The organism is Pseudomonas sp. NPDC087804, assembly GCF_044742965.1.
GTDB classification, from domain to species: Bacteria; Pseudomonadota; Gammaproteobacteria; order Pseudomonadales; family Pseudomonadaceae; genus Aquipseudomonas; species Aquipseudomonas rustica.
Genome location: NZ_JBIUVN010000047.1, coordinates 1 through 13,277, shown reverse-complemented (window position 1 = coordinate 13,277; position 13,277 = coordinate 1). Strand labels below are relative to the sequence as shown.

General features: G+C 57.9%; 12 protein-coding genes. 7 read left to right on the top strand and 5 right to left on the bottom strand.

The genetic code is table 11. The features are described from left to right. Nucleotides 1–450: 450 nt before the first annotated feature. A complete protein-coding gene (gene icd, locus ACIOMO_RS27335) occupies nucleotides 451–1,707 on the top strand; it encodes an NADP-dependent isocitrate dehydrogenase (protein ID WP_159813875.1) in 1,257 nt (418 codons plus the stop codon). A 75-nt stretch (nucleotides 1,708–1,782) separates the two neighbouring features. Here the strand turns inward: icd and ACIOMO_RS27330 are convergent, their stop codons facing one another. Next, nucleotides 1,783–2,064, bottom strand: a complete 282-nt coding sequence (locus ACIOMO_RS27330) for a cold shock domain-containing protein (RefSeq protein WP_053121605.1) — start codon at nucleotides 2,062–2,064, stop codon at nucleotides 1,783–1,785. A 224-nt stretch (nucleotides 2,065–2,288) separates the two neighbouring features. Between ACIOMO_RS27330 and clpS the strand changes: the two genes are divergently transcribed. Together clpS and clpA are read left to right on the top strand one after the other, a co-directional pair. Beyond that, complete coding sequence (clpS, locus tag ACIOMO_RS27325) at nucleotides 2,289–2,672, top strand: ATP-dependent Clp protease adapter ClpS (RefSeq protein ID WP_401244595.1); 384 nt, start codon at nucleotides 2,289–2,291, stop codon at nucleotides 2,670–2,672. Between the two features lie 30 nt (nucleotides 2,673–2,702). Continuing rightward, the gene (clpA, locus tag ACIOMO_RS27320; protein ID WP_053121600.1) at nucleotides 2,703–4,973 is read left to right on the top strand and encodes an ATP-dependent Clp protease ATP-binding subunit ClpA; all 2,271 of its coding nucleotides are present in this window, start codon (nucleotides 2,703–2,705) and stop codon (nucleotides 4,971–4,973) included. Nucleotides 4,974–5,898: 925 nt separating this feature from the next. On the opposite strand, the gene infA is transcribed toward clpA, so the two are convergent. From infA to ACIOMO_RS27300, 4 genes are all read right to left on the bottom strand, one after another. After that, nucleotides 5,899–6,117, bottom strand: a complete 219-nt coding sequence (infA, locus tag ACIOMO_RS27315) for a translation initiation factor IF-1 (protein WP_401244593.1) — start codon at nucleotides 6,115–6,117, stop codon at nucleotides 5,899–5,901. Nucleotides 6,118–6,229: 112 nt separating this feature from the next. Further along, nucleotides 6,230–6,937: an arginyltransferase gene (locus tag ACIOMO_RS27310; protein WP_401244591.1), complete on the bottom strand. Its 708-nt coding sequence runs from the start codon at nucleotides 6,935–6,937 to the stop codon at nucleotides 6,230–6,232. A gap of 57 nt (nucleotides 6,938–6,994) precedes the next feature. Further along, entirely contained in the window at nucleotides 6,995–7,675 is a 681-nt protein-coding gene (gene aat / locus ACIOMO_RS27305) for a leucyl/phenylalanyl-tRNA--protein transferase (protein ID WP_401244589.1), read from the bottom strand. 63 nt (nucleotides 7,676–7,738) lie between these two features. After that, complete coding sequence (locus tag ACIOMO_RS27300; RefSeq protein WP_401244588.1) at nucleotides 7,739–7,927, bottom strand: hypothetical protein; 189 nt, start codon at nucleotides 7,925–7,927, stop codon at nucleotides 7,739–7,741. 297 nt (nucleotides 7,928–8,224) lie between these two features. Between ACIOMO_RS27300 and ACIOMO_RS27295 the strand changes: the two genes are divergently transcribed. The 4 genes from ACIOMO_RS27295 (at nucleotide 8,225) to crcB (ending at nucleotide 13,223) form a co-directional block, all read left to right on the top strand. Beyond that, on the top strand, nucleotides 8,225–10,633 hold the full coding sequence (locus ACIOMO_RS27295) for a DNA translocase FtsK (protein ID WP_401244586.1): 2,409 nt from the start codon (nucleotides 8,225–8,227) through the stop codon (nucleotides 10,631–10,633). A gap of 67 nt (nucleotides 10,634–10,700) precedes the next feature. After that, the gene (gene lolA / locus ACIOMO_RS27290; RefSeq protein ID WP_401244584.1) at nucleotides 10,701–11,321 is read left to right on the top strand and encodes an outer membrane lipoprotein chaperone LolA; all 621 of its coding nucleotides are present in this window, start codon (nucleotides 10,701–10,703) and stop codon (nucleotides 11,319–11,321) included. Between the two features lie 205 nt (nucleotides 11,322–11,526). Beyond that, nucleotides 11,527–12,849: a replication-associated recombination protein A gene (locus ACIOMO_RS27285; protein WP_053121590.1), complete on the top strand. Its 1,323-nt coding sequence runs from the start codon at nucleotides 11,527–11,529 to the stop codon at nucleotides 12,847–12,849. After that, the gene (gene crcB / locus ACIOMO_RS27280; RefSeq protein WP_053121588.1) at nucleotides 12,849–13,223 is read left to right on the top strand and encodes a fluoride efflux transporter CrcB; all 375 of its coding nucleotides are present in this window, start codon (nucleotides 12,849–12,851) and stop codon (nucleotides 13,221–13,223) included. The genes ACIOMO_RS27285 and crcB overlap by 1 nt, the downstream gene beginning before the upstream one ends. Nucleotides 13,224–13,277: the final 54 nt, after the last annotated feature.

Below are 13,277 nucleotides of genomic sequence, written 5' to 3'. Positions count from 1 at the left end.
GCCTCCGGCACGCAGCAAAACGATCTTGCAGTCGCCGATTTCAACTTGCAGGCCACGGTCTTCAGGGACATCGGCGAAGCGGGCGACACGGTGCATCAGTAGAGCGTCAAGCAGTCAGGCTGCGGTAACAACCCGACCAATCAGGCGGAAAGTCTCGTTCTAGAGAGGCCAGCCGTCGTGACCCTGTGGTCAGCGGCGGGCATTATACATAGGTAGCTGGCAATCTGCCGATGGTTCATATGCAACCAATCTCGTCCATTGGTCTAAAGGTCGCAGGGCAAGGTGGCGCGTAGAGTCGTTGCGAATGCTTGAGTTTGGCGCTTTTCCCTTTGCTTTCAGGGTTGTACGAAACGAGTTGTGCGATTGCCGGGAACAGAGGGTTTGCGTGTTGATTTAACTGGGTTACGCTCGAACCAAGCCAGATGTTCAATCCAAACAATGGAGTTCAGCATGGGTTACAAGAAGATTCAGGTTCCAGCCGTCGGCGACAAAATCACCGTCAATGCAGACCATTCTCTCAATGTTCCTGATAACCCGATCATCCCCTTCATCGAAGGTGACGGCATTGGCGTCGACATCAGCCCGGTGATGATCAAGGTTGTCGATGCTGCAGTTCAAAAGGCATACGGCGGTAAACGCAAGATTTCCTGGATGGAAGTCTTCGCCGGGGAAAAAGCCACTCAGGTTTACGATCAGGACACCTGGCTGCCTCAGGAAACGCTGGACGCAGTCAAGGATTACGTGGTTTCCATCAAAGGCCCGCTGACCACGCCGGTCGGTGGCGGCATCCGTTCGCTGAACGTGGCCCTGCGTCAGCAGCTCGACCTCTATGTCTGCCTGCGCCCGGTGCGCTGGTTCGAAGGCGTGCCAAGCCCGGTGAAAAAGCCTGGCGACGTCGACATGACGATCTTCCGCGAGAACTCCGAAGACATCTATGCCGGCATTGAGTGGAAGGCCGGTTCGCCGGAAGCCACCAAGGTCATCAAATTCCTTAAAGAAGAAATGGGCGTCACCAAGATCCGTTTCGACGAAAACTGCGGCATCGGCGTCAAGCCGGTTTCGCTGGAAGGCACCAAGCGTCTGGCGCGTAAGGCTCTGCAATATGTGGTCGATAACGACCGCGATTCGCTGACCATCGTGCACAAAGGCAACATCATGAAGTTCACCGAAGGTGCCTTCAAAGAGTGGGCCTACGAAGTGGCCGCTGAAGAATTCGGCGCGACCCTGCTCGACGGCGGCCCGTGGATGCAGTTCAAAAACCCGAAAACCGGCAAGAACGTTGTGGTCAAAGACGCCATCGCCGACGCCATGCTCCAGCAGATCCTGCTGCGCCCGGCCGAATACGATGTGATCGCGACTCTCAACCTTAACGGTGACTACCTTTCCGATGCCCTGGCGGCAGAAGTGGGCGGTATCGGCATCGCGCCGGGCGCCAACCTGTCTGACACCGTGGCAATGTTCGAAGCCACCCACGGTACCGCGCCGAAGTACGCCGGCAAGGATCAGGTCAACCCGGGTTCGTTGATTCTATCGGCAGAAATGATGCTGCGCCACATGGGCTGGACGGAAGCGGCGGATCTGATCATCAAGGGCACCAACGGCGCTATCTCGGCCAAAACCGTGACTTATGACTTCGAACGTCTGATGGATGGGGCCAAACTGGTGTCGTCTTCGGGCTTCGGTGATGCGCTGATCTCGCACATGTAAAACGCAGGCACACAAAAACCGCCTGACTCGATGAATTGAGTCAGGCGGTTTTTTTATGGCTGAATGTTTGCGGCGTCAGCTGGTCGCTGTTTGTTCTTCGGCGGCGACCGTGCTCGACACCGGCGAGACTTCGGCCGAAGTAATCTTCACCGCATGCAGGCCCTTGGGGCCTTGCACAATATCGAATCTCACCGCTTGACCTGCTTTAAGGGTTTTGTACCCGTCCATTTCAATGGCCGAATAATGGGCAAAGAAGTCGATGTCTTTGCCATCCTCATCGCGGCCCTCATGGGTGTCGGTGTTGATGAAACCGAATCCCTTGGCATTGTTGAACCATTTCACCTTGCCGACTGCCATGCTCAAATCCCTCTGCAACAGATTCCATCGCTGGAGTATCATCCAATTCATCCGCAATCTAATCCGTTAAAAGGATTGACTCCGCGGATCTTTTTTACCCACTGTGGGCTCTATTGGTTGTAACACCGTTTTCCCGATAGTCAAGGTGACCGGGCAGTCGGAGTTGAAAACGTGTACAACCGCCCCCACCACTGTATTTGCACAACTGACGAACCTTTCTTTCCATGCATGCAATCAGCCAGATTCGACTAACATTCAATCAGGATCGCCCGACTTTCCAAAAGGATCACCCGGAGGAACACGACGACGGTTCGGCGGGCGTTGCTGTTCAGGAAGCAAAGCCTGCATTACAGGCGCCGCCGATGTACAAGGTGGTTTTGTTCAACGATGACTACACACCGATGGATTTCGTCGTCGAAGTGCTCGAGGTGTTTTTTAACCTGAATCGCGAGCTGGCGACCAAGGTCATGCGGGCCGTTCAGACCGAAGGACGGGCAGTATGTGGAGTGTTTACCCGCGACATCGCCGAGACAAAGGCCATGCAGGTCAACCAGTACGCCCGGGAAAGCCCGCAGCCGCTACTCTGTGAAATCGAGAAGGACGGTTAATCGCCGACCACTTGGGTATGAGGTGAAGCTATGTTAAACCGCGAGCTCGAAGTCACCCTCAATTTAGCCTTCAAGGAGGCTCGTTCGAAGCGTCATGAATTCATGACCGTCGAACATCTCCTGCTGGCCCTATTGGATAATGAGGCTGCCGCCACCGTTTTGCGTGCCTGCGGCGCAAACCTCGACAAACTCAAGCATGACCTGCAGGAGTTCATCGACTCCACCACGCCATTGATCCCCGTTCATGACGAAGATCGCGAAACCCAGCCAACCCTGGGCTTCCAGCGTGTACTGCAGCGTGCTGTTTTTCACGTACAGAGCTCGGGCAAACGCGAAGTAACCGGCGCTAACGTGCTGGTTGCCATCTTCAGTGAGCAAGAGAGTCAGGCGGTGTTCCTGCTGAAACAGCAGAGCGTTGCGCGCATCGATGTCGTCAATTACATCGCCCATGGCATTTCCAAAGTGCCGGGGCATGGCGATCACTCTGAAGGTGAACAAGATATGCAGGACGACGAGGGCGGTGAGTCTTCTTCTTCAGGCAATCCTCTGGATGCTTATGCCAGCAACCTCAACGAACTCGCGCGCCAGGGTCGTATCGATCCGCTGGTCGGCCGTGAGTCGGAAGTCGAGCGTGTCGCGCAGATTCTCGCGCGTCGGCGCAAAAACAATCCGCTGCTGGTCGGCGAAGCAGGCGTGGGTAAAACCGCGATTGCCGAAGGCCTGGCCAAGCGTATTGTCGACAACCAGGTGCCGGATCTGTTGGCGGGTAGCGTCGTTTATTCGCTTGATCTCGGTGCTCTGCTCGCGGGCACCAAGTATCGCGGTGATTTCGAGAAGCGCTTCAAAGCGCTGCTCAATGAACTGAAGAAACGTCCGCAAGCCATTCTGTTTATCGACGAGATCCACACCATTATTGGTGCGGGCGCTGCGTCGGGCGGCGTTATGGACGCTTCGAACCTGCTCAAACCGCTGTTGTCGTCTGGCGACATTCGCTGCATCGGTTCGACCACGTTCCAGGAATTCCGCGGCATCTTCGAGAAGGATCGTGCCTTGGCGCGTCGCTTCCAGAAGGTTGATGTCGTCGAGCCGTCGGTGGAAGACACCATCGGTATCCTGCGCGGCCTGAAAGGGCGTTTCGAGCAGCACCACAACATCGAATACAGCGATGAAGCACTGCGTGCCGCTGCTGAACTGGCGTCGCGCTATATCAATGATCGGCACATGCCGGACAAAGCCATTGATGTCATTGACGAGGCGGGCGCCTATCAGCGCCTGCAACCGGTCGAGAAGCGCGCCAAGCGCATCGAAGTGCCGCACGTCGAAGACATCGTGGCGAAGATCGCGCGGATCCCGCCGAAGCACGTCACCAGCTCCGACAAGGAACTGCTGCGTAACCTGGAGCGTGACCTGAAGCTGACGGTGTTTGGTCAGGACGCGGCGATCGATTCGCTGTCGACTGCGATCAAACTGTCCCGTGCCGGCCTCAAGTCGCCTGACAAGCCAGTCGGTTCGTTCCTGTTCGCCGGCCCGACCGGTGTCGGTAAAACCGAGGCCGCGCGGCAATTGGCCAAGGCGTTGGGCATTGAGCTGGTTCGTTTCGACATGTCCGAGTACATGGAGCGCCACACCGTATCGCGTCTGATCGGTGCGCCTCCAGGCTATGTTGGTTTCGACCAGGGCGGTCTGTTGACCGAAGCGATCACCAAGCAGCCGCATTGCGTATTGCTGCTCGATGAGATCGAGAAGGCGCATCCGGAAGTCTTCAACCTGCTGTTGCAGGTGATGGATCACGGCACGCTGACCGATAACAACGGGCGCAAGGCGGACTTCCGCAATGTGATTGTGATCATGACCACTAACGCCGGTGCTGAAACGGCGGCGCGGGCTTCGATCGGTTTCACCCATCAGGATCACTCGTCTGATGCGATGGAAGTGATCAAGAAGAGCTTCACGCCGGAGTTCCGTAACCGTCTGGACACCATTATTCAGTTTGGTCGCCTCAGTCATGAGGTTATCAAAAGTGTGGTGGACAAGTTCCTTACCGAGCTTCAGGCGCAACTGGAAGACAAGCGTGTGTTGCTGGAAGTGACTGACGCGGCGCGTAGCTGGATTGCGGCGGGTGGTTATGATGCGGCGATGGGTGCGCGTCCGATGGCTCGTCTGATTCAGGATAAGATCAAGCGTCCGCTGGCGGAGGAGATCTTGTTTGGTGAGTTGGCTGAGCATGGTGGGGTTGTTCATATCGATATCAAGGATGGTGAGTTGACCTTTGATTTCGAGACCACTGCTGAGATGGCTTGATCGTTGTTGTTACGCTGAGGGCGCCTTCGGGCGCCCTTTTTGTTGTTTGTCGTTTGGGTTTTTTGGGTGAATATCCGTTGTTGTGGTGATGGCTGCTTAGGGTTCCGCCCTTACGGCGGGTCACTTTTGGCAAACGCCCCAAAAGTAACCAAAAGGTCTGTGCCCTGACGTTCGGCCCTCGCTAGGGCTCGGGTTCCTTCGCTCCGGGATCGATCCGGGGGGCAGCGCCTACGGTTTGCTTCGCTGCACCTCCTCTCGCTGTGTTTGGCTGCGCCAAACGGTCGCTGCGCTCCCACCCCCGGATCAATCCCTCCACTCAGCCTGCCGACGGGCTCTAAGATCAAAAGCAGGCGAGCTGACACTCGGCCTATTGAGTGGTGAAGAGCACAGCGCGCACGGTTTTAGTTTTTGTGGTGCTCTTGCCCCTCACCCCAGCCCTCTCCCGAGGGAGAGGGAGCCGATTGGGGGCTTTTCAAAATATGCATTCAATTCGGTCTTTCACGTCGGCGTATCTCTCCCAATCCACGCGATCAGTCCCCTCTCCCTCCGGGAGAGGGCTAGTGAGGGGCTTTTGATGTGGCTTTTGATCTTCAGCCCCTTCGGCAGGCCGAGCGTAGGTGTCCATCAGGGGTAGGCGCGTAGCGCCATGCGGCGTAGCCGCATACATCGAGAGGAGGTGCAGCGAAGCAAACCGTAGGCGATGCCCCCTGATGGGCACCGTAGCGAGGGAACACTGAGCCTAAGCGAAGTGCCGTACGCCGGGGCCAAGCCTTTTGGGTTACCTTTTCGGCGTCTGGAAAAGGTGACTCGCTGTAAGAGCGAAACCGCCAGCGGCATCACCCGCAGCAACGGATATACACACAAAACCAATAAAGCGCAGACACAAAAACGCCCGGCATAAACCGGGCGTCTTGTATTGACCTGATTAACGAGCGCGGTAAGTAATGCGCCCTTTGCTCAAGTCATAGGGCGTCAGCTCGACGCGCACTTTGTCACCGGTAAGAATACGAATGTAGTTCTTGCGCATCTTGCCGGAAATATGCGCGGTTACGACGTGCCCATTTTCCAACTCCACACGAAACATGGTGTTGGGCAGGGAGTCGACTAAAGAGCCTACAATTTCGAAGCTGTCTTCTTTCGACATGCAGTAAAGCCCTCGGTATCCAATGAATGGCCCGGTGCAACTGCGCCAGGCAAAAGCGGCGTGCATTGTGCCCGAAAAATGGGGTTTACGCCAAGGGGTTTAGGGCTTTGGTTTAGTTGAGGATGACCCAACGCTGATTAATCAGCAGTTCGATGGGGCGATATTGGGTTTTGTAGTTCATCTTTTTGCAGTTCTTGATCCAGTAACCGAGGTACACCGCCTCCAGCCCCAGGCGCTGGCTCTCGCTGATCTGCCAGAGGATGCCGAAGCGGCCAAGGCTACGGCGCTCTTCCGCCGGTTCGTAAAAGGTGTACACCGCCGACAAGCCATTAGGCAGCAAATCGGTCACCGCGACGGCGAGCAACCGTCCGTCGAGACGAAACTCATAAAAACGCGAGAAGGGCAGATCACGCACCAGAAACGTCGAGAATTGATCACGGCTCGGCGGGTACATGTCGCCGTCAGCGTGGCGTTGTTCGATGTAGCGCTGGTACAGATCGAAATATTCTTCGCTGAAATGCGGTTTGACCGGGCGCACCTGCAAATCGGCGTTGCGCTTGAAAATGCGTTTCTGCTGACGATTGGGGGTGAACTGTGCGACGGGGATGCGCGCAGGCACGCACGCATTGCAGTTCTGGCAATGCGGGCGGTACAGATGATCGCCGCTGCGACGAAAGCCCATTTCCGACAGGTCTGCGTAGACATGCACATCCATGGGCTGGCTCGGGTCGAGAAACAGGGTGGTAGCCTGCTCCTCAGGCAGATAACTGCAAGAGTGAGGTTGAGTGGCATAGAACTTCAGACGCGCCAACTCGGTCATGATCAACCCTCGGGATAAGCTGGTGAATTAAGTGTAAGCCACGCGCGCAAAAGTCGCTCAGCAAACCCAAGTGGCGCGACTGGGTTGATCCAGGTGTCGGGCCAGATAGTCAGCAAATTCCTGACGGGGAATCGAGCGGGCGCCAAGGCTGTGCAGATGATCGGTCGGCATCTGGCAGTCAATCAGCACGAAACCCGAATCTTGCAGATGGCGCACCAGCGTGGCGAAACCGTACTTGGAAGCGTTGTCGGCGCGGCTGAACATCGACTCGCCAAAGAACAGTTGACCCATCGCCAACCCATACAGGCCGCCCACCAGTTCGCCCTGATCCCAAACCTCTACCGAATGGGCGAAGCCGCGTCGATGCAATTCAACGTAGGCGTTCTGCATCGCTTCGGTGATCCACGTGCCATCGGCGTAATCGCGGGGTGCGGCGCAGGCGCGAATGACCGCGTCGAAGTCTTTATCGAAGGTGACTTGATAGCGTTCCTTGCGCAGGAGTTTGCCGAGGCTGCGCGAGACGTGCAGTTCGTCGGGAAACATCACCGTGCGCGGATCCGGCGACCACCAGAGAATCGGCTGGCCTTCGGAAAACCACGGAAAGCAGCCGTGACGATACGCCTGAATCAAACGATCGGCGGACAGATCACCACCGGCGGCGAGCAGTCCGTTGGGTTCGCGCATGGCCTTTTCCAATGGCGGAAAAGTCAGGGAGTTGCGTTGTAACCAAGTCAGCATGGCATCCAGGCTTGCAGAAGGGGAGGGCGGGGCGGGCTGTTCGGCCCGCGATAAAGTGTGCCGTTAAATGACAGGAATGTCGTCCAGAGACTGCTCGCTCATGCAGCCGAATGGACGCGGCTGCAACTTGGCGTCGAGGCTGTGGTCGTAAACGATCGCTATGGCAGCCCGTGTGGCGTGTTGATGCAAGCGTTCCATCAGCGCCGGGCCGGAGTTGAGGATGATCAGGCGTGAATGCTTCGCTGCGTTCATCAAATACACCTCATAAGCCTTTGTCACAAAAGGTAATGCATGCTCAAATTGGCCCGCGGGTTTTGTGTGCTTGACTATGCTTTACCCTGGGGTTTGAAGCATGGCATCGCACGTACAAACCCGTACAATGCCGGGCTGTTACAGAATATTCGCGTTGTGCCGTGTTTTTAAAAGCCACGGCGCAGTGTTAAAAGTAGTCTCAGTTGCGCTCGTTCACTTTGTTACCTGCCTGGATTGGGCAGTTTTTTATCGTCATTCAATAGATGGACGCGCCATTGGCGCAGGAAAAGTAGCGTTTTGAAGAAATCCACCGCAGCACCCAAAACAGTCGTTCCGCTCTGGCGCCAACAGTTGCACTACCGGCTCAAGGAAGGTGCATTGATCGCCATCGGCGCTTTGTGCCTGTTCCTGATGATGGCCTTGCTCACCTACGGCAAGGACGATCCGGGCTGGAGCCACAACAGCAAGATCGACGACGTACAGAATTTCGGCGGCCCGGCGGGCTCCTACAGCGCTGACATCCTGTTTATGGTGCTGGGTTACTTCGCCTACATCTTCCCGTTGCTGCTGGCGATCAAGGCTTATCAGATCTTCCGTCAACGCCACGAACCGTGGCAGTGGAGCGGCTGGCTGTTCTCCTGGCGCCTGATCGGTCTGGTGTTTCTGGTGCTGTCCGGCGCTGCGCTGGCGCATCTGCATTTCCATGCCGCGTCGGGTCTGCCGGCCGGTGCCGGTGGTGCGTTGGGCGAAAGCCTCGGCAATCTGGCGAAGAACGCGCTGAACATTCAGGGCAGCACGTTGTTGTTCATCGCGCTGTTCCTGTTTGGTCTGACGGTGTTCACCGACCTGTCGTGGTTCAAGGTGATGGACATCACCGGCAAGATCACCCTCGACCTGTTTGAACTGTTCCAGGGCGCGCTCAATCGCTGGTGGTCGGCGCGTACTGAGCGCAAGCAACTGGTCGCGCAACTGCGTGAAGTCGATGATCGCGTGCATGACGTGGTCGCGCCGACGGTGACCGACAAGCGCGAACAGGCCAAAGTCAAAGAACGCCTGATCGAACGTGAGCAAGCCCTGAGCAAGCACATGTCCGATCGCGAGAAACAGGTTCCGCCAGTCATCGCTCCGGCCCCGGCCAAAGCGCCCGAGCCAAGCAAGCGCGTGCAGAAAGAGAAACAGGTGCCGTTGTTCGTCGACAGCGCCGTGGAAGGCACCTTGCCGCCGATCTCGATCCTCGATCCTGCAGAAAAGAAACAACTCAATTACTCGCCGGAGTCCCTGGCAGCGGTCGGCCATTTGCTGGAGATCAAGCTCAAGGAATTCGGTGTTGAAGTGACCGTCGACTCGATCCACCCGGGTCCGGTGATTACCCGTTACGAAATTCAGCCTGCCGCCGGCGTCAAAGTCAGCCGCATCGCCAACCTCGCCAAAGACCTTGCGCGTTCGCTGGCCGTGACCAGTGTGCGGGTGGTTGAGGTGATTCCGGGCAAGACCACGGTCGGTATCGAGATTCCCAACGAAGACCGGCAGATCGTGCGTTTCTCGGAAGTGCTGTCGACGCCTGAGTACGACAACTTCAAATCGCCGGTCACTCTGGCGCTGGGCCATGACATCGGCGGCAAGCCGGTCATCACTGACCTGGCGAAGATGCCGCACTTGCTGGTGGCCGGTACGACCGGTTCCGGTAAGTCGGTGGGCGTGAACGCGATGATTCTGTCGATCCTGTTCAAGTCTGGCCCGGAAGACGCCAAGCTGATCATGATCGACCCGAAGATGCTGGAACTGTCGATCTACGAAGGCATCCCGCACCTGCTGTGCCCGGTCGTGACCGACATGAAGGACGCTGCCAACGCCCTGCGCTGGAGCGTTGCCGAGATGGAACGCCGCTACAAGCTGATGGCGAAGATGGGCGTGCGTAACCTGTCCGGCTTCAACGCCAAGGTCAAGGAAGCCCAGGACGCCGGCGAGCCGTTGAGCGATCCGTTGTACAAGCGCGAAAGCATTCACGACGAAGCACCGCTGTTGCAGAAGCTGCCGACCATCGTCGTGGTCGTCGACGAATTCGCCGACATGATGATGATCGTCGGCAAGAAGGTTGAAGAACTGATCGCCCGTATCGCGCAGAAGGCGCGTGCGGCCGGTATTCACTTGATCCTCGCGACCCAGCGGCCGTCGGTGGACGTGATCACCGGTCTGATCAAAGCGAACATTCCGACGCGTATGGCGTTCCAGGTGTCGAGCAAGATCGACTCCCGGACGATCATCGATCAGGGCGGCGCCGAACAACTGCTTGGCCACGGTGACATGCTCTACATGCCGCCGGGCACCAGCCTGCCGATCCGGGTTCACGGCGCGTTCGTCTCCGACGAAGAAGTTCACCGTGTGGTGGAAGCGTGGAAACTGCGCGGCGCTCCTGAATACAACGACGACATCCTCAACGGTGTCGAAGAGGCGGGCAGCGGCTTTGAAGGCAGCAGCGGTGGCGGCGATGGCGATGATCCGGAAGCTGACGCGCTGTACGACGAAGCCGTGCAATTCGTCCTCGAAAGCCGTCGCGCCTCGATTTCTGCTGTGCAGCGCAAGCTGAAGATCGGCTACAACCGCGCCGCCCGGATGATCGAAACCATGGAAATGGCCGGGGTCGTCACCTCAATGAACACCAACGGTTCGCGTGAAGTCCTGGCCCCGGGCCCGGTTCGCGACTGAAGCCAGAAGCAAGAGGCGGGACAATGATGTTCCGCCGCTCTCCCAACAAGTATTCAAGAGGACTCCCATGCGTCTTATCCGCATGCTGTTGCCAGTACTGGCGTTGACCACCCTCACGGCTCACGCCGATGAGAAGGACGTGGCGCGTCTGACCCAATTGCTGGAAACATCGAAAACCCTGACCGCCAACTTCTCGCAGCTGACTCTCGACGGCGGCGGCACCCAGTTGCAGGAAACCACCGGCAACATGACCCTGCAGCGCCCGGGCCTGTTCTACTGGCACACCAACGCGCCGGCCGAGCAGACCATGGTCTCCGACGGCAAGAAAGTCACCCTGTGGGATCCGGATCTGGAACAGGCGACCATCAAGAAACTCGACGAGCGTCTGACCCAGACCCCGGCGCTGTTGCTGTCCGGTGACGTGTCGAAGATCAGCCAGAGCTTCGACATCACCGCGAAAGAAGCGGGCGGCGTGATCGACTTCACGCTGAAGCCGAAAACCAAAGACACCCTGTTCGACAACCTGCGCCTGTCGTTCCGCAACGGTTTGCTTAATGACATGCAACTGATCGACAGCGTCGGCCAACGCACCAACATCCTGTTCACCGGGGTGAAGGCCAACGAGCCGGTACCGGCCTCCAAGTTCAAGTTCGACATCCCCAAGGGTGCGGACGTGATCCAGGAATAATGCACAGGCTCTGTGGAGGAGCTTTTGTGGCGAGGGGATTTATCCCCGATGGGCTGCGAAGCAGCCCCAGAACCTGCAACCCGGTTGTTTCAGACATACCGCGTTGAATGGTGTCACGACTGCTGCGCAGCCGGTCGGGGATAAATCCCCTCACCACAGGGTTCGCCAACAGATTTCAGAAAACTCGAGGTTTCAACGCTACGTGATGGATCTGTTTCGCAGTGCACCGATTGCCCAGCCACTGGCCGCGCGTTTGCGTGCGACCAATCTGGATGAGTACGTCGGTCAGGAGCACGTGCTCGCTCGCGGCAAGCCTCTGCGTGAGGCGCTGGAGCAGGGTGCCCTGCATTCGATGATTTTCTGGGGTCCGCCGGGCGTGGGTAAAACGACCTTGGCGCGGTTGCTCGCGGAAGTCTCGGACGCGCACTTCGAAACCGTTTCAGCAGTACTCGCCGGGGTCAAAGAGATTCGTCAGGCGGTTGAAATCGCCAAGCAGCAGGCCGGTCAGTACGGCAAGCGCACAATTCTGTTCGTCGATGAAGTGCACCGTTTCAACAAGTCGCAGCAGGACGCATTCCTGCCGTACGTCGAAGACGGCACGCTGATCTTCATCGGCGCCACCACCGAAAACCCTTCGTTCGAACTCAATAACGCCTTGTTGTCGCGGGCCCGCGTCTACGTGCTGAAAAGCCTCGACGAAGCGGCGCTGCGCAAACTGGTGCACCGCGCGCTCACCGAAGAGCGCGGGCTGGGCAAGCGCAATCTGACCCTCAGCGACGAAGGTTTCCAGATGCTGCTGTCCGCCGCCGATGGCGATGGCCGGCGTTTGCTTAATCTGCTGGAAAACGCCTCCGACCTGGCCGACGACAACAGCGAGATGGGCATTGATCTGCTGCAGAGTCTGCTCGGCGATACGCGTCGGCGCTTCGACAAGGGCGGCGAAGCGTTCTACGACCAGATCTCGGCGCTGCACAAATCGGTACGCGGTTCCAACCCCGACGGCGCGCTGTACTGGTTCGCGCGGATGATCGACGGTGGTTGCGATCCGCTGTACCTGGCCCGGCGCGTGGTGCGCATGGCCAGCGAAGACATCGGCAATGCCGACCCGCGCGCGCTGAGCCTGTGCCTCGCCGCGTGGGAAGTGCAGGAGCGCCTCGGCAGTCCGGAGGGCGAGTTGGCCGTGGCGCAAGCCATCACCTATCTGGCCTGCGCGCCGAAAAGCAACGCGGTGTACATGGGTTTCAAAACTGCCCTGCGCGCCGCCGCCGAGCACGGTTCGTTGGAAGTACCCCTGCATCTGCGCAACGCGCCGACCAAACTGATGAAACAGTTGGGCTACGGCGACGAATACCGTTACGCCCACGATGAACCGGACGCTTATGCCGCCGGCGAAGACTATTTTCCGGACGAACTCGACCCGATCCCGTTCTACCAACCGGTGCCGCGTGGCCTGGAGTTGAAGATCGGCGAGAAGCTCAACCACCTCGCCCAACTCGATCGTTTAAGTCCTCGGCAGCGGAGAAAATAGTGCTTCCATTGATCATTGCGGTGTCTGCCGGCGGCGTTGCTGGCACTTTGTTGCGCTTCGCCACCGGCAATTGGATCAACGCCAATTGGCCGCGGCACTTCTATACCGCGACGCTGGCCGTTAATATCGTGGGCTGCCTGCTGATCGGCGTGTTGTATGGCCTGTTTTTGATACGCCCGGAAGTGCCGATCGAGGTGCGTGCCGGGTTGATGGTCGGCTTCCTCGGGGGCCTGACGACTTTTTCATCCTTTTCACTGGATACGGTGCGCCTGCTGGAAAGCGGGCAAGTGCCGCTGGCCCTGGGCTACGCGGCACTCAGCGTATTCGGCGGGCTGCTCGCGACGTGGGCTGGCCTGTCTTTGACCAAACTTTGATAACGAGAAACCGACATGCTCGATTACAAACTGTTACGTAGCAACCTTCAGGAC

Bases quoted from the DNA above. Each gene is read 5' to 3' on its own strand.
- icd (WP_159813875.1), top strand. From the start codon at position 451: ATGGGTTACAAGAAGATTCAGGTTCCAGCCGTCGGCGACAAAATCACC.
- ACIOMO_RS27330 (WP_053121605.1), bottom strand. From the start codon at position 2,064: ATGGCAGTCGGCAAGGTGAAATGGTTCAACAATGCCAAGGGATTCGGT.
- clpS (WP_401244595.1), top strand. From the start codon at position 2,289: ATGCATGCAATCAGCCAGATTCGACTAACATTCAATCAGGATCGCCCG.
- clpA (WP_053121600.1), top strand. From the start codon at position 2,703: ATGTTAAACCGCGAGCTCGAAGTCACCCTCAATTTAGCCTTCAAGGAG.
- infA (WP_401244593.1), bottom strand. From the start codon at position 6,117: ATGTCGAAAGAAGACAGCTTCGAAATTGTAGGCTCTTTAGTCGACTCC.
- ACIOMO_RS27310 (WP_401244591.1), bottom strand. From the start codon at position 6,937: ATGACCGAGTTGGCGCGTCTGAAGTTCTATGCCACTCAACCTCACTCT.
- aat (WP_401244589.1), bottom strand. From the start codon at position 7,675: ATGCTGACTTGGTTACAACGCAACTCCCTGACTTTTCCGCCATTGGAA.
- ACIOMO_RS27300 (WP_401244588.1), bottom strand. From the start codon at position 7,927: ATGAACGCAGCGAAGCATTCACGCCTGATCATCCTCAACTCCGGCCCG.
- lolA (WP_401244584.1), top strand. From the start codon at position 10,701: ATGCGTCTTATCCGCATGCTGTTGCCAGTACTGGCGTTGACCACCCTC.
- ACIOMO_RS27285 (WP_053121590.1), top strand. From the start codon at position 11,527: ATGGATCTGTTTCGCAGTGCACCGATTGCCCAGCCACTGGCCGCGCGT.